This is a genomic window from Nocardia amikacinitolerans (assembly GCF_900215415.1).
Classification (GTDB): domain Bacteria; phylum Actinomycetota; class Actinomycetes; order Mycobacteriales; family Mycobacteriaceae; genus Nocardia; species Nocardia amikacinitolerans.
Genome location: NZ_OBEG01000002.1, coordinates 425,417 through 448,106, shown reverse-complemented (window position 1 = coordinate 448,106; position 22,690 = coordinate 425,417). Strand labels below are relative to the sequence as shown.

General features: G+C 69.4%; 22 protein-coding genes. 11 read left to right on the top strand and 11 right to left on the bottom strand.

The genetic code is table 11. From position 1 onward, the window contains the following. Positions 1-16: 16 nt before the first annotated feature. The 3 genes from CRP45_RS10285 to CRP45_RS10275 form a co-directional block, all read right to left on the bottom strand. Positions 17-1,243: a lytic transglycosylase domain-containing protein gene (locus CRP45_RS10285; RefSeq protein ID WP_245910051.1), complete on the bottom strand. Its 1,227-nt coding sequence runs from the start codon at positions 1,241-1,243 to the stop codon at positions 17-19. 358 nt (positions 1,244-1,601) lie between these two features. Beyond that, on the bottom strand, positions 1,602-2,228 hold the full coding sequence (locus tag CRP45_RS10280; protein ID WP_097244902.1) for a DUF1003 domain-containing protein: 627 nt from the start codon (positions 2,226-2,228) through the stop codon (positions 1,602-1,604). Then, a complete protein-coding gene (locus CRP45_RS10275; RefSeq protein ID WP_097244901.1) occupies positions 2,221-3,504 on the bottom strand; it encodes a magnesium transporter MgtE N-terminal domain-containing protein in 1,284 nt (427 codons plus the stop codon). The genes CRP45_RS10280 and CRP45_RS10275 overlap by 8 nt, the downstream gene beginning before the upstream one ends. Positions 3,505-3,530: 26 nt before the next feature. Between CRP45_RS10275 and CRP45_RS10270 the strand changes: the two genes are divergently transcribed. The 3 genes from CRP45_RS10270 to CRP45_RS10260 are packed head-to-tail and all read left to right on the top strand — an operon-like array spanning position 3,531 to position 5,574. After that, on the top strand, positions 3,531-4,487 hold the full coding sequence (locus CRP45_RS10270) for an HpcH/HpaI aldolase/citrate lyase family protein (protein WP_097244900.1): 957 nt from the start codon (positions 3,531-3,533) through the stop codon (positions 4,485-4,487). 12 nt (positions 4,488-4,499) lie between these two features. After that, the gene (locus CRP45_RS10265) at positions 4,500-4,991 is read left to right on the top strand and encodes a YflT domain-containing protein (protein ID WP_097244899.1); all 492 of its coding nucleotides are present in this window, start codon (positions 4,500-4,502) and stop codon (positions 4,989-4,991) included. 4 nt (positions 4,992-4,995) lie between these two features. Beyond that, positions 4,996-5,574 (top strand): suppressor of fused domain protein, encoded by a 579-nt coding sequence (locus CRP45_RS10260; protein ID WP_097244898.1) that lies wholly within the window; start codon positions 4,996-4,998, stop codon positions 5,572-5,574. A 1-nt stretch (position 5,575) separates the two neighbouring features. Here the strand turns inward: CRP45_RS10260 and CRP45_RS10255 are convergent, their stop codons facing one another. Beyond that, entirely contained in the window at positions 5,576-6,652 is a 1,077-nt protein-coding gene (locus CRP45_RS10255; protein WP_372507930.1) for a magnesium and cobalt transport protein CorA, read from the bottom strand. An 83-nt stretch (positions 6,653-6,735) separates the two neighbouring features. Here CRP45_RS10255 and CRP45_RS10250 point away from each other — a divergent pair, with 83 nt between their 5' ends. From CRP45_RS10250 to CRP45_RS10235, 4 genes are all read left to right on the top strand, one after another. After that, entirely contained in the window at positions 6,736-7,590 is an 855-nt protein-coding gene (locus tag CRP45_RS10250; protein ID WP_097244896.1) for a PHP domain-containing protein, read from the top strand. Then, on the top strand, positions 7,587-7,853 hold the full coding sequence (locus CRP45_RS10245) for a hypothetical protein (RefSeq protein WP_097244895.1): 267 nt from the start codon (positions 7,587-7,589) through the stop codon (positions 7,851-7,853). Before CRP45_RS10250 ends, CRP45_RS10245 begins: the two co-directional genes overlap by 4 nt. 49 nt (positions 7,854-7,902) lie before the next feature. Next, complete coding sequence (locus CRP45_RS10240) at positions 7,903-9,543, top strand: FAD-dependent oxidoreductase (RefSeq protein ID WP_097244894.1); 1,641 nt, start codon at positions 7,903-7,905, stop codon at positions 9,541-9,543. Positions 9,544-9,980: 437 nt separating this feature from the next. After that, positions 9,981-11,177 carry an NAD(P)-dependent malic enzyme gene (locus tag CRP45_RS10235; RefSeq protein WP_097244893.1) on the top strand — a complete coding sequence of 399 codons (1,197 nt, stop codon included), beginning with the start codon at positions 9,981-9,983 and terminating at the stop codon, positions 11,175-11,177. 128 nt (positions 11,178-11,305) lie between these two features. Here CRP45_RS10235 and CRP45_RS10230 read toward each other — a convergent pair whose 3' ends face one another. The 5 genes from CRP45_RS10230 to CRP45_RS10210 form a co-directional block, all read right to left on the bottom strand. After that, on the bottom strand, positions 11,306-11,731 hold the full coding sequence (locus CRP45_RS10230) for a CBS domain-containing protein (protein ID WP_174554848.1): 426 nt from the start codon (positions 11,729-11,731) through the stop codon (positions 11,306-11,308). Between the two features lie 219 nt (positions 11,732-11,950). Then, complete coding sequence (locus CRP45_RS10225) at positions 11,951-12,655, bottom strand: ABC transporter permease (protein WP_245910050.1); 705 nt, start codon at positions 12,653-12,655, stop codon at positions 11,951-11,953. Continuing rightward, complete coding sequence (locus tag CRP45_RS10220; RefSeq protein WP_097244892.1) at positions 12,652-13,314, bottom strand: ABC transporter permease; 663 nt, start codon at positions 13,312-13,314, stop codon at positions 12,652-12,654. Before CRP45_RS10220 ends, CRP45_RS10225 begins: the two co-directional genes overlap by 4 nt. Positions 13,315-13,360: 46 nt before the next feature. After that, positions 13,361-14,530 carry an ABC transporter ATP-binding protein gene (locus CRP45_RS10215; RefSeq protein ID WP_097244891.1) on the bottom strand — a complete coding sequence of 390 codons (1,170 nt, stop codon included), beginning with the start codon at positions 14,528-14,530 and terminating at the stop codon, positions 13,361-13,363. Positions 14,531-14,556: 26 nt separating this feature from the next. Further along, positions 14,557-15,489, bottom strand: coding sequence for an ABC transporter substrate-binding protein (locus CRP45_RS10210; RefSeq protein ID WP_097245433.1), 933 nt, complete (start codon positions 15,487-15,489; stop codon positions 14,557-14,559). A gap of 177 nt (positions 15,490-15,666) precedes the next feature. Between CRP45_RS10210 and CRP45_RS10205 the strand changes: the two genes are divergently transcribed. The 3 genes from CRP45_RS10205 to CRP45_RS10195 all read left to right on the top strand — a co-directional run bounded on the left by CRP45_RS10205 (position 15,667) and on the right by CRP45_RS10195 (position 18,979). Beyond that, on the top strand, positions 15,667-16,563 hold the full coding sequence (locus tag CRP45_RS10205; protein WP_245910049.1) for a glycine betaine ABC transporter substrate-binding protein: 897 nt from the start codon (positions 15,667-15,669) through the stop codon (positions 16,561-16,563). Positions 16,564-16,778: 215 nt separating this feature from the next. Further along, positions 16,779-17,456 carry a PadR family transcriptional regulator gene (locus CRP45_RS10200; RefSeq protein ID WP_097244890.1) on the top strand — a complete coding sequence of 226 codons (678 nt, stop codon included), beginning with the start codon at positions 16,779-16,781 and terminating at the stop codon, positions 17,454-17,456. A gap of 50 nt (positions 17,457-17,506) precedes the next feature. Then, positions 17,507-18,979 carry an MFS transporter gene (locus CRP45_RS10195; protein WP_097244889.1) on the top strand — a complete coding sequence of 491 codons (1,473 nt, stop codon included), beginning with the start codon at positions 17,507-17,509 and terminating at the stop codon, positions 18,977-18,979. A 365-nt stretch (positions 18,980-19,344) separates the two neighbouring features. Here CRP45_RS10195 and CRP45_RS10185 read toward each other — a convergent pair whose 3' ends face one another. Beyond that, on the bottom strand, positions 19,345-21,120 hold the full coding sequence (locus tag CRP45_RS10185) for a molybdopterin-dependent oxidoreductase (RefSeq protein WP_097244887.1): 1,776 nt from the start codon (positions 21,118-21,120) through the stop codon (positions 19,345-19,347). A 41-nt stretch (positions 21,121-21,161) separates the two neighbouring features. Continuing rightward, positions 21,162-21,713: a CGNR zinc finger domain-containing protein gene (locus CRP45_RS10180; RefSeq protein WP_218841126.1), complete on the bottom strand. Its 552-nt coding sequence runs from the start codon at positions 21,711-21,713 to the stop codon at positions 21,162-21,164. Between the two features lie 85 nt (positions 21,714-21,798). Here CRP45_RS10180 and CRP45_RS10175 point away from each other — a divergent pair, with 85 nt between their 5' ends. Continuing rightward, the gene (locus CRP45_RS10175; RefSeq protein WP_097244886.1) at positions 21,799-22,662 is read left to right on the top strand and encodes an alpha/beta fold hydrolase; all 864 of its coding nucleotides are present in this window, start codon (positions 21,799-21,801) and stop codon (positions 22,660-22,662) included. Positions 22,663-22,690: the final 28 nt, after the last annotated feature.

Sequence of the window (22,690 nt, the reverse complement as noted above, 5' to 3'; positions counted from 1 at the left end):
GAATCGAGGTTTGGTCTCAGCCCTGCGGCGGAGCGGGCGGCAACGGGATCACGATGCCGAACGGCAGTGTGATGCCGGGCTGTTCGGTAGGGGCGGGCGCGGCGGGCACCGGCTCGGGGGTCGTGGCGACCTCCGGCTCGGGATTCGGCTGTTCGGGGGCGTTCGGCTTGGCGGGTGGCGCCGGCTGCGCCGGGTTGGGCGCGGGAGCCGGAGCGCCCTGCTCGGGCGCGGCAGGCAGGCCCTGCAATTGCGGCACACACGCCGGATTCGGCTGCGGTTCCCGGGCATCGGTCAGAGCGGGATCCTCGGCGCGCGCTGGGTCGTTCGGATCGACCGGCTCGGCACCGAATTGCTGGCGCGGCCCGAACGGCCGTCCCGACTCGCCGGGGCGCGGCATCGGCGCGGGCACCGCGGCCTGCGCGCACGGGTTGGCGGGCGGCGGCGGTGGCGGGCAGAAGATTCCGCACGGGATCGGCGGCAGGCCGGGGATCGTGATCATCACCTGGGTCGGCGCGGGCGCCGCTGGCGCCGTCGACGGCGGCTGGTCCGCGGGCGAGGTGGTGGTCGGCAATGTCGACTGGGCCGCGCTCATATCCGGATTCGAGGCGATGATCGGCACCGAGCCGGGTGGGACCAGCTCCGGCGAGATGGTGACCTGACTCGGCTTGCCGCCCGTGCGGTAGGCCGTCGACCAACTCAAGACGTTGGCCGCGTAGGACATCGAGTTGTTGTAGCGCAGCACCGCACGTAGCTCTTGCGCGGGATCGCGTAGGTCCATCCCGCCCGAGCACAGGTATTTGCCCGCGGCGAGCGAGGCGTCGAAGACGTTGTGCGGGTCGGCGACTCCGTCACCGTTGCCGTCGGCGGCGTACAGGCTCCACGTGCCAGGCAGGAACTGCATGGGGCCGATCGCACGCACGTATCCGCCGTCCGCGGCCCTGATCACCTCGTTGCCCGGCAGGGTGCCGTCGAGCGCTGGTCCGAAGATCGGGGTCACCGTCGTGCCCGCCGCGTCCGTGCGACCGCTTCCCGCGTGGCCGGACTCGATCCGCCCGATCCCGGCGAGCAGATTCCACGACAACCCGCATCCGGGCATCGAGGACTGCATCGCCAGCTCCGCGTTCCGGTACGCGGCGAGCACGATCTCCGGAATGCCCAGTGCCCCACCGTGCGCGGGCAGCGTGACCTCGTGCAGCGGGACGGTGCCACCGAAAAACGGCAGTCCGTCCTTGGACGGAGTCATAGCTCGAAGTTTGCGGGGACTCTCCGGCTGGACCGGCAATAGACCTACTGTCCGAGACAGGGTGCCTTCCTGGTCGGTGTCCGTGCCGTTGCCTGCGCCGTCACGATCGCTGGACGCGGCGAGCAGCGCCTCGGGGGCCTGCGGCGGTGTGCTCGCGGTCGTGTTGTGTGCCGCCGAACCGGAAGCGACCAGACCAGCGACAACCAGGGCCGACATTGTTATCGGAGCGGAAACTCGCATTCGGCCACACCAATCCTCTACGTCATGGGGGCGGTGTCCGGGACATCCCACACCCGGCCCGCTCAGGACAACGTTGTCCAGGTTACCCAGGGGTCAGGATGTTGTTGAGCATTTCCGGTCAATCATCAGCAACAGGCGGCGAAACCTGAACGTGGGACTGCTTTCCACCGGAGGTTTTCTTGCGATTCGCCTTGCCGGACTTGACCTCACGCGGCGTGTTGCCTTCCGCGACCGCCGCGGCCTCGATGCGGTCGAGAACCTCACGCATCTCCTCCAATTCGCGGCGCAGATAGTCACGAGTCGCCACATCGCCCACCGCGATACGGAGCGCTGCGAGTTCGCGGGCGAGGAATTCGGTGTCCGCCTTGGTCTGTGCGGCGCGCATCCGGTCCTCTTCCAGCGCCACCCGGTCGCGGTTGTCCTGACGGTTCTGCGCCAACAGGATCAGCGGCGCCGCGTAGGCGGCCTGCGTGGAGAACGCGAGATTCAACAGGATGAACGGGTACGGATCCCAGCGCAGCGTGACGAAGAAGATGTTGAGAATGATCCAGATGATCACCACGATCGTCTGCAGCGCGAGATAGCGTCCGGTACCGAGGAATCGGGCGACCCGCTCGGAGCTGCGCGCCAATGCCTCGGCGTCCCAATCGAATCGGAAGCGCGACTCGACCGGCGTCTCCAGGCGCTGGCGCGCCGAGCTCGGGCCGACCCTGCCGACGCCCGTCCCCGGATTCTTCTCACTCATGTGCCGTGACTCCCTCGTGCTCCTCTTCCTCGCGCCAGTCCTCCGGCAGCAGATGATCGAGCACGTCGTCGACGCTGACGGCGCCGAGCAGATGGTTCTCGTCGTCCACCACCGGACCGCAGACCAGGTTGTAGGTGGCGAAGTAGCGGGTCACCGCCGACAGCGGCACCTCGGCGCGCAGCGGCGCCAGATCGGAATCGATGATGCCGCCGACCAGGTGCGCCGGCGGTTCGCGCAACAGTTGCTGGATGTGCACGCAGCCGAGGTAGGGCCCGGTGGGGGTGGCGGTCGGCGGGCGAACCACGAACACCATCGAGGCGAGCGCGGGCGTCAGGTCCGGATTGCGCACCCTGGCCAGCGCCTCCGCGACCGTGGTCGAGGGCGTCAGCACCACGGGCTTGGTCGTCATCAGACCGCCCGCGGTGTCGGGGGAGTGCGCGAGCAGCCTGCGCACCGGTTCGGATTCCTCGGGATCCATCATCGCGAGCAGCGATTCGCGTTCCCCCGTCGGCAGTTCGCCGAGCAGGTCGGCCGCGTCGTCCGGGTCCATCGCCTCGAGTACGTCGGCGGCGCGGCGCACCTCGAGGTGGCCGAGCAGGTCGACCTGATCGTCGTCGGGCAGCTCCTGCACCACGTCGGCCAGTCGCTCGTCGTCCAGCGCCTCGGCCACCTCGATGCGGCGCTTCTCCGGCAGCTCGCGCAGCATGTGCGCGACGTCGGCGGGCCGTAAGCCCTCGAACTGTTCGAGCAACTGGGTGACGTCCTGGCCTGGCCTGCCGATCTCGTACGGGGTCAGGCCGGTCACCAACGTCCAGTCCACGACGTGCACCGTGCGCCGCCGCCCGATTCGCCGGTGCCCGCGCACCGCGACGCGGGAGACCCGCCAATCCCTCGTCCTGGTCAGTTCGATGCCGAGATCGACAACGAAGACGTCGACGCCGGCGAGGTCGGGCAGGGCCGGATCGTCCACCCGCACCTTGGAATCCACGATCTGCGCCAGCGCCAGCATCTCACCGGGTCGTTGCTGGAAACGGCGCAGGCTGACGGTGCCGGTGTTGAGCGTGACATTGCCGGGTTCGATCGAGGTCACCCGCAACATCGGCACGAAAATCCGGCGCCTGCTCGGCAATTCGACGACCAGCCCGTGCACGCGCGGTACCTGACGGTCGTACCGGATCGCCACGACCGCGTCGCGGACCCGGCCGATAGACTCCCCGTCCGGTCCCAGCACCGCCAGGCCGGCGAGCCTGGCGACGTACACCCTGGTAGCTGCCATGCTTGCCAGACTAGACAGGAGGCTCCATGAAGCCGCGCCGATCGGTGCTCGCCGTGCCGGGCAGCAACCCCAAGATGATCGAGAAGGCCAAGGGCTTGCCGGTCGACGAAGTCTTCCTCGATCTGGAGGACGCGGTGGCGCCGGTCGCCAAGGCCGCCGCGCGCGCCAATATCGTGGCCGCGCTGAATCAGCCGGGCTGGGGCGCGCAGCTGCGCGTGGTGCGGGTCAACGACTGGACGACCGAATGGACCTACGCCGACGTGATCACCGTGGTCGAGGGCGCGGGCCGGGTGATCGACGCGATCCTGCTGCCGAAGGTCACCGACGCGGGCCAGGTGCGGGCGCTCGATCTGCTGCTCACCCAGCTGGAGAAGGCCAACGGGTTGGAGGTCGGGCGGATCGGCATCGAGCCGCAGCTGGAAAACGCGATGGGCCTGCGCAATATCGATGAGATCGCGACCGCGAGCCCGCGCGTGCAGGCGTTGGTCTTCGGCCCGGCCGACTTCATGGCGAGCATCAACATGCGCACGCTGGTGGTCGGCGAACAGCCGGAGGGATACGACACCGGCGACGCCTACCACCACATCCTGATGACCATCCTGCTCGCCGCGCGCGCCCACGGCCTCCAGGCGATCGACGGTCCCTACTTGCAGATTCGCGACGTCGACGGTTTCCGCAGGGCCGCCGCGCGCACCGCCGCGCTCGGCTTCGACGGCAAATGGGTGCTGCACCCAGGCCAGGTCGACGCGGCCAACGAGATCTTCAGTCCGCGCCAGGCCGACTACGACCGGGCCGAGGAAATCCTGGACGCCTACGCCTTCCACACCTCCGCCGAGGGTGGCGCGCGCGGCGCCGTCATGCTCGGCGACGAGATGATCGACGAGGCGAGCGCCAAGATGGCGCAGGTGATCGCCGAGAAGGGACGCGCCGCCGGGATGACGCGCACCACGCGTTTCACACCACCGAACGGCCGCTCGGAATAGCAGAATGGTGTCATGACGAATCCCTTGGGGAACACGAACCGCGCCCGCCAGGGGTTGCCGACCCCGCCGTCGGGCTGGCCGGTGGGCTCCTATCCGACCTACGCCGAGGCGCAGCGCGCGGTCGACTATCTGGCCGACAACCAGTTCCCGGTGCAGGACGTGACGATCGTCGGCGTCGACCTGATGCAGGTCGAACGGGTGCTCTACCGCCTGAACTGGGGCAAGGTGATCGGCGGCGGTGTGGTCTCCGGCGCGTGGCTCGGCCTCTTCCTCGGCCTGCTGCTGAGTCTGTTCACCACCAGCGGCGCGTTCGGTCCGCTGGTGGTCGGCCTGGTCGGCGGCATCATCTTCGGCGTCATCTCGACCTCGATTCCGTATGCCGCCACCAAGGGGCAGCGCGACTTCGCCTCGACCATGCAGCTGGTGGCGGGCCGTTACGACGTGCTGTGCGACCCGAAGTCGGCCGAGCAGGCGCGGGACATGCTCGCGCGGTTGGCGATCTGAACGCATGGATGTGATGGACAAGGTCCGCACCGGGGTGCTCGACCACTACGGGGTGCCCGCGAGCGGCGTGGATTCGGCCTCGGTGACGTTCCTGGGACTGGAGCCGATCGAGATCCTGCGGATCGTCGACGGCGATGTCGTGCACTACGCGACGCTGGGCGGCTCGCGCCACCCGATGGGCGATCCCGGTGACCTGCACGCCGATCCGGTGCGCGGCCCGCGCGCGGAGCTGGTGCTGACCCTGCGCTCCGGCACCGCGATGCCGGGGCTGCCCAAGGCGCTCGGCATCCTGGTCGCCACGCCCTCCGTGGAAGGCGTTGTGCTGCAAGCCGATGCGCTGCTGGATCTGGGCGAGCCGTTGTGGCAGGGCGCGGCGTTCACCGCGGCGCTGCTCGGCGACAGCGAGATTCCGCAGATTCCGCTGCCCGAACCCGCCGAGCCGGTCAGGTACCTGACGGTGACGCCGGTGACCGCCACCGAGGCGGCCTGGGTGCGGGTGCGCGGCGCGCAGGCGCTGCGCGACGCGTGGGCCGAGGCGGGCATCGACGTGCGCGACCCGGGTCGCGGCGCGGCGACGCTGTAGGTCAGAGCCAGTTGTTGCGGCGGAACGTGACGAACAGTCCGGTGCACACCGTCGCGATCAGCAGCAGCACCATGCCGTAGCCGTAGGTCCACTTCAGTTCCGGCATGTGATCGAAGTTCATGCCGTAGATGCCCGCGATCATGGTCGGTACCGCCGCGATGGCCACCCACGCCGAGATCTTCCGCATGTCGGAGTTCTGCTGCAGGCTGATCTTGGCGAGGGCCGCGCTGACCAGTTCGCTGAGCGACTCGTCGAAATCGGATATCCGCTCGGCGACGGTGACGTGGTGGTCGGCGACATCGCGCATATAGCGCCGAATCTCCTTGGGCACCGGCAGATCCGGCTTGTGGGCCAGCAGTTGCAGCGGCGCGGCGAGCGGGTTGACCGCGCGGCGCAGCTCGACCACCTCGCGCTTGAGCTGGTAGATCGACTCGATGGTGACGTGGTTGCGCGGGGTGAAAACCGCCTCTTCCATCTCGTCGATGTCGTTCTCCACCAGCGTCGCCACCTGGAGGTAGGAGTCGACGACGTGGTCGGCCACCGCGTGCAGCACCGCGCACGGGCCGTGGCTCAACTGGTCGGAGCGCTCCTCGAGGTCGCGCCGCACCCCCGCCAAGCCGGTGTGCTCGCCGTGCCGGACGGTCACCGCGAAATCGGGTCCGGTGAACACCATGATGTCGCCGGTCTCGACGATCTCGCTGACGCTGTCCATTTCGTGCGGCACATAGGACACCGTGCGCAGCACCAGGAACAGGGTGTCGTCGTAGCGTTCCAGCTTGGGCCGCTGGTGGGCCTTGACCGCGTCCTCGACGGCGAGCGGATGCAGGTCGAAGGTCGAGGCGATGTCGGCCATCTGCGTCTCGTCCGGGTCGTGCAGCCCGATCCACACGAAGCCCGTCCCGCGTGAGCGCACCTCGGCAAGCGCCTCGGTGTGGGTGAATCGGCCGGGCAGCCGGTTCCCGTCGACGTAGACGGCGCAGTCGACGACGGCGCGGGCGGTGGGAACCGGAATGCGTGGGCGCGGCATCGCCGCGCGGCCCTGCCCGCGGAAAGACGGCATGGGCGGTATGGACGGCACGACGACGATGGTAGAGGCCGCGGCCGGTCGAAGCCGTCGGCTGCCGTGCCGGTCGGCGGCCGCGCACTGTAAGACTGGAGGACGTGCGCATCGACCTGCATACCCATTCGACCGCGTCCGACGGCACGGACACCCCCGCCGAACTGGTGCGGAACGCGGCAGCCTCCGGTTTGGACGTGGTCGCGATCACCGATCACGACACCACGGCGGGATGGGCGGAGGCGGTCGACGCGCTACCGAAGGGACTGACTCTGGTGCGCGGGATGGAGATGTCGTGCGTCGGGCTCGGCGAGGACGGCTGGCCGGTGCCGGTGCATCTGCTCGCCTACCTCTTCGACCCGACCGACCGCGGTTTCGCCGAGGAGCGCGAGCGGCTGCGCGCCGAGCGGGTGGACCGGCTGCGCGCGATGGCCGAGCGGATGGCCGCCGACGGATTGCCCATCGATCCAGACGCGGTGCTCGCCTCCGCGGGCCCCTCGGCCGGGCGGCCGCACCTGGCGCGCGCCTTGGTCGAGGCGGGCGTGGTGCCGAGCGTGGACGCCGCCTTCACCGAACTGCTCGCGCCGCGCGGTCCGTACTACGCGGAGAAGGCCGACACACCGCTGCACCGCGCCGTCGAGATGATCGCGGGCGCGGGCGGGGTCAGCGTGCTCGCCCACACCAGGGCACGCAAGCGCGGGCGGCTGCTCGCCATCGACGACATCCGCGAACTCGCCAACCTCGGGCTTGGCGGGCTGGAGGTCGACCACCCCGACCATTCCGCGTCCGATCGCGCGGTGCTCACCGGCCTGGCCGACGAACTCGGCCTGCTCACCACTGGCTCGTCGGACTACCACGGCGCGAACAAGACCATCCGGCTCGGCGAATTCACCACCGACCCTGCGCAATTCGAGGAGCTCGCGGGCAAGGCGACGGGCGTGCCCGTGATCACGTCGTGAGATATCTGCGTGCGATCAGCGGTGTGGTCGCCGCGGGCACGGTGTTGCTGACGCTGGTCGTGGTCGGCGCCGCGTTCATCGGTGGGCGGCGCGGTTTCCCCGGCCCGGGCACGGAGTCGGTAGTCTGGCACCTGATCGCGTCGGCGACGGTGCTTGCCGCCCAGACATTTTCGGATAGGTATCGGGGTTTTCTCGCCTTTTCCGGATCCGCGGTCGTTTTCTTGGTCACCGGTGTATTGCTTTGGACACAGTGGTGGGGCTGATAGTCCGGTACTGGTTGCGGCAGGGTGAATTGTGGCCGAACATTTTGTTGTGAGCGAGATCGAGACGGATGTGCTGGTTCTCGGCGGCGGCCCCGCCGGAACCTGGGCGGCCGTCTCGGCTGCCGCCGGAGGGGCGAGGGTGGTGCTCGTCGACAAGGCCCGTTGCGGAAGCAGCGGGCCTTCTGCGTTCGGGAGCACCACGGTGTGGAACATCCCGCCCGGCGCCGCCAGGGACGAGGCGGTGCGCCGATCGCACGCGGACGGCGGCCATCTCGGCGATCCGGAGTTGATCCACCGCGTCTTCGACGAGACGCACCGGCGGATCGAACAGCTGGTGGGCTGGGGCTACCGGTTTCCCGACGACCCGCGCGGCGGCTCGCCGCGAGTCCGCATGGACGGCGCGGGATACCTGCGCCGGATGCGCCGCACCGTGATCGAGGCGGGAGTGCGCGTCCTCGATCACCATCCCGCCTTGCAACTGCTGCGTGACGGCGACGGCGTGATCGCGGGTGCGGCGGGCGTGCGGCAGAACGACGGCTTCCGTTCCTGGACGGTCCGCGCGGGCGCGGTGGTGGTGGCCACCGGCGGATGCGCGTTTCTCTCCGGTGGCGCGGGGACCGACGTGGCCACCGGCGACGGACTGCTGCTCGCCGCCGAGGCGGGCGCGCGACTGTCTGGCATGGAGTTCTCCAGCGCCTATTCCCTTGGCCCAGCGCTGAATTCGCCGACTCCGGCCATGCATCCGAGTTTCGCGTCGGGACTCGCGCTGCGTTTCGCGACGCTCTACGACGAGAACGGCGATGTCGTCGCGGGCGGTCGGCACGCGGCGTTCGCGGCGATCGCCGACGGAAGGCGGGTGTTCGCCGCGCTCGACGAGGTGCCGGAGACGGTGCGCCACTGGCTCACCAGGCAGGGCGCGGTCGACCGATTCCAGCGGGTGCCGCTGCGCGCGGTGCTCGAGGGCACGGTGGGCGGAACGGGCGGCCTCGCGCTCACCGGCCCCGACTGCGCGACCACGGTGGCCGGGCTGTACGGCGCGGGTGACGCGGTGAGTCGCGAGGTGATCACCGGCGCGGTGAGCGGAACCGGCGGTCACAGCGGGGCGTGGGCCATCGCGTCCGGCGTGTGGGCGGGATCGGGCGCCGCCCGCTTCGCTCGGAAACGGGGCCCGATCGGCTCGGTGCGTCCGGTGTCCGGCGCGGGCCTCGCCGCCCGGTCGCGCATCGATCCGCGCGCGATCGTCGGACTGGTCCAGGAGCACACCCTGCCGCTGCGCCGCAGCTATTGGCGCAGCGCGGGCAGCCTGCGCGACAGCATCGCCGAACTCGACGGCATCTGGCCGGGCGCTGCGTTCGCCCTCGGCGGCGTCGGCGCGGATCGGGTGCGCGCCAGGCAGGCCGCGGCCCTGCTCGCGGTGGCCAGATGGACCGAGCACAGCGCGCTGGCGCGCACCGAGACCCGCGGCATGCACCGGCGCACCGACCATCCCGACGGGGGAGCCGAGTGGCGGGTCCGCCTGATGTCGGGCGGGCTGGACAGCGTCTGGGTGAGCGCCGAGCGATTGCGGCGGGTACCGTCGGAGCCCGCGTCCCTCGTGGGCGGGCCGTCCGTCGTGCGCGGTCGGGTGCCGGTCGGGCTGGAGCCCGCGCCGGGTCCGGACCTCACACCTCCCGACCGCTTGGCGATGTGACAACTCACCGCCGCCCGGTGCGCGGGTGCGAGTTTCCCCTAACTTCGGGGTAATTCCAGCCGCCTACCCTCGGAATATGACGCGCAACCGGGATCCGACACACCGGTTTGGCAAGTCATCGGACCGGCTGGCAGAATGTTGCGGATTCCCCTCCTACGCCACCGCCGGGTTCGGGAATCACGGTGTTCCGAGCCGCGCAACGTACCGTCGCGCCCCGAGGATCGCCCCGCATGTTCCGTCCGGACCCACCCGTCCGGCCCCCGCTCTGCGGATCAGTGCAGCGCCACGTCTCGAGCTGATCATCGGTTCTTCGCCACACGAATTCCGACTCGAAACGTCCCGGTCAGCGCACTCGATGAGCGGTACGAATCACCTATTACGAAATACCCGGCGGTAACCGTCCCCCGGTTCAGCCCGACCCGAGCAGGAGTGAAATCGTGTCACCTGTGACTGACGCACCGAATGCGACCGCGAGTTTGTCCGAAATCACCAACGACGAAATCTTCGCTGGACACCTCGGCGGCAAGCTCTCGGTCGAGCTCTCTGCTCCGCTGGAGACGCAGCGCGACCTCTCCATCGCGTACACCCCCGGCGTCGCTCAGGTCAGCCGCGCGATCGCTCAGGACGAGACGCTCGCCAAGCGATACACCTGGACCGACCGACTGGTGGTCGTGGTCAGCGACGGCACCGCCGTCCTCGGCCTCGGCGACATCGGCCCGCGCGCGTCGCTGCCGGTGATGGAGGGCAAGGCCGCACTGTTCAAGAAGTTCGCCGGACTCGACTCCATCCCGATCGTGCTGGACACCAAGGACGTCGACGAGATCGTCGAGACCCTGATCCGGCTGCGCCCCAGCTTCGGCGCGGTCAACCTGGAGGACATCTCCGCGCCGCGCTGCTTCGAGATCGAGAAGCGCGTCATCGAGGCGCTCGACTGCCCCGTCATGCACGACGACCAGCACGGCACCGCGATCGTGGTGCTCGCGGCCCTGAACGGTGCGGCGCGCGTGCAGGGACGTGACATCAGCGGTCTGAAGGTCGTGGTGTCGGGCGCGGGCGCGGCGGGTGTCGCGTGCACCAACATCCTGCTCGCCGCCGGCGTGCGCGACGTCACCGTGCTCGACTCGAAGGGCATCGTCAGCCGCGATCGCGCCGACCTGAACGACGTGAAGTCCGACCTGGCCCAGCGCACCAACCCGCGCGGACTCAACGGCGGCGCCGCCGAGGCGCTCGCGGGCGCGGACGTGTTCCTCGGTCTCTCGGCGGGCCTGATCGCCGAGGAGCTCATCGCCTCGATGGCGCCGGAGGCGATCGTGTTCGCCATGTCCAACCCGGACCCGGAGATCCAGCCCGACGTGGCGCGCAAGTACGCCGCCATCGTCGCGACCGGTCGTAGCGACTTCCCGAACCAGATCAACAACGTGCTCGCCTTCCCCGGCGTGTTCAAGGGCGCGCTGGACGCGGGCGCCCGTCGCATCACCGAGGGCATGAAGATCGCCGCCGCCGACGCCATCCTGAGCGTGGTCGCCGACGAGCTCGGCCCCGACAAGATCGTCCCCAGCCCGCTCGACCCGCGGGTCGCCCCGGCCGTCGCCGAGGCCGTCGCCGCCGCCGCGCGTGCGGAGGGCGTTGCGTAACAACTGATTACGCAAGCACAGGGCGCCCCGTTCAACGGCGAACGAGGCGCCCTGCGTCGTTTGTGCGGAGCGGGGTCGTTGTGCGCACGCGGCGTCGTCTTCCCGCGCGCGTGCGCGGCGGGAGGCGGTCAGTGCGGCACATAGACGGCCGAGATGAATTCGGCCAGCTTGCTGTCGGAGATGTTCTTCGCCAGATCGGCCTCGGAGATCATGCCGATCAGGCGCTTGTTCTCCATCACCGGCAGCCGCTTGATCTGGTTCTGCTCCATGATGTCCAGCACCTGCTGCAGCTCGGCATCGGCGTCGACCCAGCGTGGGGTGCCCTTGGCGAGATCGCCCGCGCGGACGCGGCTGGGATCGTGGCCCTCGGCGATGCACCGCACGACGATGTCACGATCGGTCACCATGCCGACCAGACGGTCGTTCTCGCAGATCGGCAGGGCGCCCACGTCCATGTTGCGCATCATCTGGGCGGCGCGGTCGAGCGTCTCGTCCGCGGGGATGCACTCCGCCTCGGCGTGCATGATGTCCCGTGCCTTCATCGGTGCGTTCATGCTCACGGCAATCCTCCTGTCTCGGGTTGGGTTCCCGTAGGACTCGAGGTTGCGCAGGTCTCGACACGGTTTGCCACAGTTGCGTCGAGCGCGTGCACGGCTGACGACTCCTACGGCCACTGTCATGGTGACCTAGATCACACTTCGGGTCAATAGCCGCGGACTGCGCGGACCGTCGACGACTCGCGCCAGGTCGCGTGGAACACGGCGGGTCGGTGGTCACCGCGCGACTTGCCGCACCTCGACCGGAGTCGGCGTCATGCGCAGGCGCCCGGTTCCCGGGGTCGTCGCCCAGACGACGAGTGCCAGCAGTCCGTCCAGCAGCATCGCCAGCGCGGCCACCAGCAGCGCGCCAACCAGCACCCGGTCGTAGCGGTGCAGGCCGAGCCCGTCGAAGATGTAGCGGCCGAGCCCGCCGAGGTTCACGTACGCCGCGATCGTCGCGGTGGCCACCACCTGCAAGGTGGCGCCGCGCAGGCCGTTCACCAGGATCGGCATGGCGTTGGGAACTTCCACCCGGAACAGGATCTGCCGCTCGGTCATACCCATCGCCCTTGACGCGTCGACCACGTCGGCGGGCACATTGGCCACGCCCGCGTACGCACCGGCGAGCAGTGGCGGGATGCCGACGGTGAGCAGCGCGAGCAGCGGCGGAATCAGGCCGAGGCCGAGCAGCAGCACCAAGAAGGTGAGCAGACCGAGGGTGGGCAGCGCGCGCATCGCGTTCGCGAAGCCGACGAGCACCGCGGCGCCGCGCCGTCGATGGCCGATGACGAGTCCGAGCGGCACCGCGATCAGCGCGGATCCGGCGACCGCCAGCAGCGTGTACCAAAGATGTTGCGCCAGGCGGAATTCGATGCCGGTGGGTCCGCCCCAGTTGGCGCCGTCGGTGAAGTAGTGCCAGGCGTCGACGAACAGGTTCACGTGCTCGCCCCTCGCCTCGTTCGCCCGTCGGCCCTGGTCCATGGCGTCGCCCAGCGCCCGAGCAGGTACACCAGCCGGTCGAAGACGAGCGCGAGCGCCAGCGTCACGATGATGCCCGCCACGATCTCGTCCGGGTAGTCGCGTTGATAGCCCTGGGTGAACAGTTTGCCGAGGCCGCCGACGCCGATCAGCGCGCCGACCGAGACCATCGCGATATTGGTGACAACCACCACGCGCAGGTTCGACACGAAAACCGGGATGGCCAAGGGCATGTCGACGGTGAGTGTGCGACGAAGCGGACCGAATCCGACGGCGTCGGCGGCGTCGACAACGGCGGCGGGCACCGAGTCCAGCGCCACCGGCACCGCGATGATCAGGAGCGCGGTCGAGTAGATGGTCAGGGCGATGACGACGTTCCACGGGTCGATCGCCGAAAGGCCCACCAGCGGAGGGATTATCACGAACAGCGCGAGCGAGGGCACGGTGTAGGCCAGGCTCGCCACCGTCACGGTGATCCGCCGCAGCCACGGGATCCGCCGGATCATCGCGCCCGCGGGGATGGCGATCACCAGGCCGAACAGCAAGGGCAGCAAGGCGAGATACAGGTGCGTCTTGGTGATCTCGAGAATCTCGGAGAAGTTGTCGATCAGATATCGCACGCGGTCTCCCGCCTGTCGACCGGACCGGTGACGCAGTGTGCGCGGTTCACGAATCGGTCCCGTGGTTGCTGGAGAGCCCCTGTTCGCGGGCCAGCCGATCGCGTTCGAGATCCTCTGCTTCGCGCTGGACGGCGAGCTGGGCGATCACCTCGGTGGCCAGCACGCCGCCGCGGACGAGACCCGATTCGTCCACGGCCACACCGATTCCGGACGGCGAGGAGATCGCGGCGTCCAGCGCCTGTCGCAGGTCGCCGGTGGGGGTGAACAGCGAACCGCCCGCCGACATGCATTCCGCGAGCGGCGTGCCCGCGCGCCGTGCTTCGACGGCGGTCGCGTCGACCCAGCCGAGCGGCTTGACCGCCTCGTCCACCACGAGCACCCAGTCGCCACGCTCCAGACGCAGCGCGCCGACCGCGCCCGCTGTCGCGGTCGGAATATCGTGCAGCGGAACGTCATCGGCCGAGCGGAAGGAGAGGCCGCGATAGCCGCGATCGCGACCGACGAACTCGGCGACGAAATCCGTTGCGGGCGCGGCGAGTACGCGCTGCGGCGGATCGTACTGCTGGAGCACGCCGGAGCGGCCGAAGACCGCGAGCCGATCGCCGAGGGTGATGGCCTCGTCGATGTCGTGGGTGACGAACACGATGGTCTTGTGCAATTCCGCTTGCAGCCGCCGCATTTCGCTTTGCAACTCGGCGCGCACCACCGGGTCGACGGCGCTGAACGGCTCGTCCATCAGCAGGATCGGCGGGTCGGCGGCCAGCGCCCGTGCCACCCCGACCCGCTGCTGCTGACCGCCGGAGAGCTGCGCGGGGTAGCGCTGGGCGAGCCCGCGGTCCAAGCCCACCCGGTCCAGGACCTCGAGCGCGGCCCTGCGCGCCGCCCGTCGCGAATCGCCGCGCAGCACCGGCACTGTCGCGACATTGTCGAGCACCGTGCGGTGCGGCAGCAGGCCGCCGCTCTGGATCACGTAGCCGATGCCGAGGCGGAGCCGAACCGGGTCCAATGCCGAGATATCTTGTCCGCCAACGGTGATGGTGCCCGTGGTGGGCTGGACCATCCGGTTGATCATCCGCATCGAGGTGGTCTTCCCGCAGCCGGACGGTCCGACGAACACGGTGAACGAGCCCGATTCGATGTGCAGATCGAGGTCGGTGACGGCGTGCGTGCCGTCCGGATAGGTCTTGCCGACGCCGCGGAATACGATGTCCGACACTGCTGTCTTCCCTTCCCCCGCGGTACTCACCCGACCGGTGTGTTCAACCCCTGCGCCGCTACCCACGCCTTGGCGGCCACCGCCGGTTCGGTCTTGCTGCTGCCCGACACGGCCTCGTTCAGTTCGATCAGCTCCTCGGTGGTGAGCTTGGCCGAGACCGCGTTGAGCGCGGCGACCGCCTTGTCGGACTTCTTGGCGGAGTTGAACAGCGGAATCACGTTCTGCGCCGGGAAGTTGTGCTTCGGGTCCTCGAGCACCACGAGGTCGTTCTCGGCGATCGCGGGCGAGGTGGTGAAGATATTGGCCGCGGTCACCTGGCCCTCGAGCAGCGCGCGCACGGTGGCCGGACCGCCGCCGTCGGCGATCGGGACGAAATTGTTCGCGGCGATGTCGAGTCCGTAGTTTTCCTTCAAGCCGGGCAGACCGCCCTTCCGTTCCTGGAATTCCGCGGGCGCGCCGAACTTCACCTCGGCCGAATGCGCCGCGAGATCGGCGATGGTGCGCAGGTTCCAGCGTTCGGCGGTGGCCTTGGTGACGACCACCGCGTCGGAGTCCTCGCCGGGCGCCGGTGCGGCGGTGGCCAGCTGGTCGCCGAGCGCGCCCGCTAGCGCGGCCTCGACGTCGGCGGCGCTGGTCGCGGTGGCGTCCTTGTCCAAGTACTGCAACAGGTTGCCGGTGTACTCGGGGATCACCGAGATCGCGCACTGGCGCAGCGCCGGGATATAGGCCTCGCGGCTGCCGATATTGAGCCGGGTCTCCACCTGGAAGCCGTTGACCCGCAGCACCTCCGCGTACACGTGGGCGACGGTCTCGGACTCCGGGAAGTTCGCCGAGCCGACGATCAGGCCCTCGCCCGCACAGTCGCCGTCGGCGGCGAGCGGATCGGACTCGCCGCATGCCGAGAGGATCATGCCGACGGCGAGGAGCGTGGCGGCGGCGAAAATCTGGGAGGCGCGCAGCGCGAGCCGCAGCGCCGATCGCCCGGCAAGGGGGGTGATCGTGGTCTTCACGGGAGTCCTTCCGGCAGATGCGGACGGTGCGTGCGGCCGAGGCCGGACGGGCACCGGTACATTCTGGTTGTCCATACTGCCCGCAACTGGGTGTTTCTGTCGGCTGTAGTCGTCTTCGGAGAGTTGGTGTCGCCGGTGGTTCTGGCCGCGTCGAGGCGGATGCTTGCCCGGGTGCTGGTCGCCGCGGCCGCGGCGGCGGTCGTATCCTGCGGAAACGACGAAGCCGGGCCGCCCTTCATCGTGGGTGCGGGGGACGCGGTGGAATCGCGGGTGCTCGCGGAGATCTACGCGGGCGCGCTGGCCAGGACCGGGTTGCCGGTCGCCGTGCTGCCGGAGCTCGGTGAGCGGGCCGACTATCTGGCCGCCTTGGACGCTGGCCGGGTCGCGTTGGTCGGCGAACACACCGGCGAACTGCTGGCCCACTACGACAGCGGGTCCGCGGCGCGCACACCGTCCGATGTGGTCGAGGATCTGAATCGTTCGCTGCCGGAGGGATTGGTCGTCTCGGATCCGGCCGACGGGACCGATCTGCGACCGCGCGTCCTCGTCACGGCGGAGGCCGCGCGTCGCGACGACGTGGATTCGGTCGCCGAGCTCGCGCCGCGGTGCGCGGAGCTGCGGGCCGGGCTGGCTCCCGCGCCGGATGTGTTGCGCGTTCCCGCTGTGCCGCAGGTCGCGGGGTGCGACTTCGCGGGCGAGACGCCGTTCGCCGATGCGATGGCTCTGCGAAACGCGTTGTTGGACAGTTCTGTTCAAGCCGGTGTGGTCGGCGGACCGTCCGCGCTGACGGCGGCGGTCACCGAGGGGCTGACGGTGTTGACCGATGCCGACTACGCGCTGCGCGCCGAGAACGTGGTGCCGGTGTTCCGCAAAGGTCTGCTCGATGATCAGCGCGTTCGGAAGTTGAACTATGTGGCGGGGGAGCTCACGACCGACGAGTTGGTCGAGATGATTCGACGAGTTCGGGACGGGGCCGCTGCCGCGGAAGTCGCGCGGGCCTGGTTGGACGCGCACGGGTTGTAAATCCAGTCGTGCTGTCGAGCCGCTGGCCGCGGCGGTGTCGCTGATCACAGGTTCACCGGTGTTTCACACCCTTGTCGAGTCAATGCTCCGGGCCGTATATTCCATGTGGAGTATTTGGTGTGGAGTATGTCGGAGCCCGCGACTACCGTTCGCGTTCAGCTCGGCGGCTCGTCTCCCGCGGCGCGGCGGGATGGATTCCAGCGGAAGGTGATCACATGGGCCAGGTGCGTCCGGCACTGACCGCGTTGGCGGTCGCCGTGCTCGCGCTGCTCGAGGAGCGGCCCATGCATCCGTACGAGATGTATCAGCTGCTGCTCCGGCGGGGCGAGGACCTGCTGGTCAAGCTGCGGCCCGGCTCGCTCTATCACATCGTCGCCCGGCTGGCCGATCAGGAACTGGTGCGCGCCGAGTGCGTCGACCGCGCGGGCAACCGGCCCGAGCGCACCACCTATCGGATCACCGCGTCGGGCCGGGAAGCGTTGCGCGCCAGGCTCACCGAGATCCTGCGGTATCCCGCGCCGGAGTATCCGCTGTTCCCGGTGGCGCTGGCCGAAGCGCACAACCTCCCCAAGGACGACGTGCTCACGCTGGTCCGGGAACGGGTCGCGCACCTGCGGAACGATCTCGCCGATCTGGACACCATGGCCGACTGGGCCCGCACCCACGAGGTGGAGCGGCGCTACTGGATCGTGCTGCCCTACCTGCGCGCCACGCTCTCCGCGGAGCTCACGTGGCTGACCGGTTTCCTCGACGAATTGGCTTGCGGCGCACTGGAGTGGGAGAAGTTCGACGCGCGCACCGGTGCGCGGCTGGCCGGACCCGAACACCCCTGGGCCGACGATCCCCCGGAGCGACCGCCCGTGCCGCGGCGCTCGGCGGGGGCCACGCCGTGACGGCGCCGAACGATCAGACTCATCGACCCTCCCGGAGAGGAACGAAATCCGTGTCCACAGAACGCAACCCGTGGCCCGCTCTGTTGGCGCTCGTCGTCGGCTTCTTCATGATCCTGCTGGACATGACCATCGTCGCGGTCGCCAATCCGGCGATCATGCAGGATCTGCAAGCCGACATCTCCCAGGTCATCTGGGTGACCAGCGCCTACCTGCTGACCTACGCGGTGCCGCTGCTGGTGACCGGCAGGCTCGGTGATCGCTACGGCCCCAAGAACATCTACCTGATCGGGCTCGCGGTGTTCACCGCCGCGTCGCTGTGGTGCGGGCTGTCGCAGACGGTCGGCATGCTGATCGCCGCGCGCGCCGCGCAGGGTCTCGGCGCCGCGCTCATGACGCCGCAGACCATGGCGGTGATCACCCGCACCTTCGCGCCGGACAAGCGCGGCGCGGCCATGGGTCTGTGGGGCGGCGTGGCCGGCCTGGCCACCCTGGTCGGCCCGATTCTGGGCGGGGTGCTGGTCGACGGGTTGAGCTGGGAGTGGATCTTCATCGTCAACGTGCCGGTGGGCATCGTGGCCTTCGTGCTGGCGGTGTGGCTGGTGCCCGCGCTGCCGACGAGCCAGCACAAGTTCGATATTCCCGGCGTGTTGCTCAGCGGCGTCGGCATGTTCCTGCTGGTGTTCGGCATCCAGGAGGGCAACAGTTACGACTGGTCGCCGCGCATCTGGCTGACGATCGGCGCGGGGCTGGTGGTGCTCGGGATCTTCGTGGTGAACCAGGCGCGCAACACCGGCGAGCCGCTGGTGCCGCTCGCGCTGTTCCGTGACCGCAACTTCGCGCTGTCGAACGTGGCCATCGCCGCGATGGGCGCGACGGTGGTCTCGGTGATGGTGCCCGCGTACTTCTATCTGCAAGCGGTGCGGGAATTGTCGCCGACCAGGTCGGCGCTGGTCTTCGCGCCCATGGCCATCGTGACCGGCGTCTTCGCGCCGTTCGTCGGCAAGTTCGCCGACCGGCTGCACCCGCGGATCGTGCCAACCCTCGGCTTCGCGCTGTTCGCGGTGTCGATCTTCTGGTGGTCGGCGATCATGACGCCGGACTCGAACCTCGCGTGGTTCCTGGTGGCGTCGGCGCTGGCCGGCTTCGCCAACGCCTGCATCTGGGCGCCGCTGGCCGCCACCGCCACCCACAACCTGCCCGTTCAGCAGGCCGGCGCGGGTGCGGGCATCTACAACACCACCCGCCAGGTCGGTTCGGTCCTCGGCAGCGCCGCCATCGGCGCCCTGATCGCGGCCCGCATGTCCGCCAACGGACTCTCCGGCGGCGCGCCGACCGCGGAAGGCGTCGGCCACGGCGCCATCCCCCCGCAGATCCTTGGCGAATTCAGCTCCGCCCTCAGCGAATCCATCCTTCTCCCCGCCGCCATCCTGCTGATCGGCGTCCTGACCTCGGCCCTCTTCATCCGCCACGGCGCCGCAACCCCCACCGACGAACCCGCCAAGGTCGACACCGTCAAGGCCTGACCCTGTGCCCGGCCGTCGCATCCCCCGCGCCGCGTGGGGATGCGACGGTCAGCGGACGAGCCCGGAAAGACGTTCCCAGTCCACCTTCAAACGCACCGGCATATCGATGACCTCGGCCCCGCCCGGCTCCAGCACGAGGTGCGGCCGGTGCTGCGTCAGCGCATGGTCCAGTACGAAGACCTCGATCGAGTCGACCCGGTTGTCCGCGATCCAGACGTCGCGGACCTGTGCGCTCCTTGGGATAGGCCTACTACCTGGACAGACCCTATCCGCAGGTCTCCTGCGAACTCTATTGCTTTCAGTGAACACAATTGATTTCAGTGAAGAATATTGCGTCCGATGCGGGATGGGGGCGCCGGTTCGGGTCAGCCGATGGTGAGGGTGAGGGTGGGGTGGCCGGTGGCGCCGTCGGGGATGACGTCGCGGCGGTCGGCGGTTTGGGTTTCGCCGGTGCCGTCGGTGGCGCGGGCGCGGAGGGTGTGGGTGCCGGGGGTGGCGTCCCAGTCGTAGACCCATTGGCGCCAGGTGTCGATGGACTGTTCGGTGGACAGGCGGGCGGGGCGCCAGTCGCCGTCGTCGATCTGCACCTCGACGGCGGTGATGCCGCGGTGCTGGGCCCAGGCCACGCCGGCGACGGGGATGCGGCCTGGTGGTCTGCGGACGCGCCCGCGCGGCGTGTCGATGCGGGTGCCGGTCTTGATCGGGCCGTGGGCCGACCAGCCGCGGCGGGTCCAGTAGGCGGTGGCGCGGTCGAATCGGGTGACCTCGAGTTCGGTCACCCATTTGGTGGCCGAGACGTAGCCGTAGAGGCCGGGCACCACCAGCCGGGCCGGGTAGCCGTGCGAGACCGGCAGCGGTTCGCCGTTCATGCCGACCGCGAGCAGGGCGTCACGGCCGTCGGTGAGCACGGCCAACGGGCTGCCCGCCGTCCAGCCGTCCTTGCTGCGGGAGAGCACCATGTCGGCGTCGGGATGCGGACCGGCCTCGGCGAGCAACTCGTCGACGCGGTAGCCGCGCCACAGCGCGTTGCCGATCAGGTCGCCGTTCACCGGATTCGACACACAGGCCAGCGTGATCAGCCGCTCCACGACCGGCCGCTCTGCGAGATCCGCCCAGCCGATGCGGATTTCGCGGTCCACCATGCCGTGGATGCGCAGCGACCAGTCCTCGATCGACACCTGCGGCAGGAACAGCGCGGTGTCGATCCGATAGAAGTCGTCGTTGGCGGTGATGTAGGGCGTCAGCCCCGGCACCCGCAGATCGGCGTCGGGCAGCAACGAGATCCCCGGCTCGGTCGGTCGCGGCAGGACAACCGCCGCCCGCTCCCCGGAAACGTCTCCGCGCCGCACCCCGAACAACCGGCCACCCACCCCGGCCGCCACCGCCAGACCCCCGGTAATCGCCAGGCCCCGCAACAGATCCCGCCGCTGCGGTTCCGCCGCGGTCCGCGCGGCCGCAGCAGGACCGGTTCCAGCATCCGCGTCGGCCTGCGAATCCGCCGAACGGGATATGGCCTCGGCGTGGGCGGTGGGCGCAGCAGGTCCTGCGGTCCCACCGATGGCAGCACCGTCCGAGTGCGGCTGCGCGCCAGTGGTTTCCGGCGGAGCGGCGAGGGACTCGGCGGGGCCTTGGTGAACCTGCGGGGACGGCGGTGGCGCGGGGGTGCGGCCGGATTGTGCCGTGTCCGGCGCAGATGGTTCGGTCGTCGCGCCCTGGAACGCATCCGCGATCTGCTCGGTCAGCACGCGGAGCGCGTAAATGCCTGCGGCAACGCCGATTACGGTCGGTAGCGCGGCGAGGAAGCCGTACCGCTCGGCGGCGAGGAAGGCGGCGATCAAGCCGAAGAAGACCAGCAGCGTGGAGCCGGTCGCCCGGTCGACGCGTTCGAGTGCGCCGGCGAGCCCCGCGACGAGAATCGCGACAATCCCCATGCAAACGAACAGCACCGTCTTGTCCGCGGTGCCGAACGTGCTGATCGCCCATTCGCGCAGGCCATCGGGGGTCCGGTCGACAACGGTCGAGCCGAGCACATACATCGGCGCGCTCTCGGACCGAATGAACGCCGCGACCAGCTCCGCCACACCCAGAGCCAGCCCGGCGGACAGTATCCCGGCAGCCACCCGCCACCGCAGTACGGCCATGCCGCGAGCCTACTGCGCCCACCCCGCCCGCGCTCGGCCGTCTATTCCTTGTGCTTGCGGTAGTAGCGCGCCACGCGGACGCGGTTTCCGCAGCGGTCGGGGGAGCACCAGCGGCGTTTGGGGTGGGCGGGGAGGAAGAGGAGAACGCAGTCGTCCGCTTCGCAGCGCTTGAGTTTGGTGAGGGCGGGGTCGGTGAGCAGGTCGGCCGCGGCTTCGGCGAGAACCGCCGACAGGCGGGCGGCGGAGGGGGCTTCCCGGTGCGGGGCAGCGACGATCGCGGCGCCGTCCCAGTCAAGGCGGCGGACGGCGGGCGCGGCGGACTGGGCTGCGGTGAGGGCGCGCAGTGCGTCCGCGGGCGGGCGGACGCCGTGCAGGAGCGCGTCGAGAGCGGCCGAAATGTGGTCGCGCACCTCGTGCACCGCCGCCAAGTCGGCGGCGGTGGGACGGTCGAGCGCCAGTTCGGGGTGGCGCTCGGACTGCCGGGCGAGCCAGTCGGCCAGCTGTTCCGTGGTGGCGAGGAGGTCGGCGCCGTGCGGCCGGGTGTTGACCAGGTCCAGCGCCAAGGGTTCGCCGATCAACGGGGTCGTATCCACACGGCTAATGGTACATCGACGTATTGACACATTAGAACGAGGTCGGCTAGAACTAATGCATCATCACCGAGATAAGGCATGTGAAATGTTCGAGCTGCCCCGCATCCAGCACCGCACCGTTCAGATCGGCGACGTCGAGGTCTTCTACCGCGAATCGATTCCGGAGCGAGCCGACGCCCCGATCCTCTTGCTGCTACACGGTTTTCCCTCGGGATCGCACCAATTCCGCGCGCTGCTCCAAGCTCTCGGCGCGAACTACCGCCTGATCGCCCCGGACTACCCCGGCTTCGGGCACACCAGCGCCCCAATGGATTTCGAGTACACCTTCGACAACCTCGCCGACGTGGTCGAGCGCTTCGTCCAAGCCCTCGACCTGCGCCGGTTCGCGATGTACGTCTTCGATTTCGGCGCGCCGGTCGGCTTCCGGCTGGCGCAGCGCCACCCCGAGTGGATCGCCGGTCTGGTGGTCCAGAACGGCAACGCCTACGAGGCCGGACTATCCGACGGGGCAAGGGAATTCGTCGCACTGCGCCCGGACCAGGAGGGTGCGGAGGACACTATCCGCGGGCTGCTCACTCTCGAAGGCACGCGCGGCCAGTACGAACACGGCGTGCCTGACACCTCCTTGCTCGCGCCCGAGAGCTGGTTGCTCGACCAGCACTTCCTCGACCTGCCCGGCCGCAAGGAGGCGCAGGTCGCGCTGGCCTTCGACTACCGGTCGAACGTCGATGCCTACCCGAGCTGGCAGCAGTGGCTGCGCGAGCACACCCCACCCACCCTCATCGTGTGGGGCGCCGCTGACCCGTTCTTCCCCGCCCCGGGCGCGCACGCCTATCTGGCCGACCTTCCCGACGCCGAGCTGCACCTCTTCGACACCGGCCACTTCGCCATGGAAACCCACCTGCCCGAGATCGCGCCGCTCATCGCGAAGTTCCTCGACCGTCTGTGAAACGCGAAAGGCGCTGTTCGCGAGACGA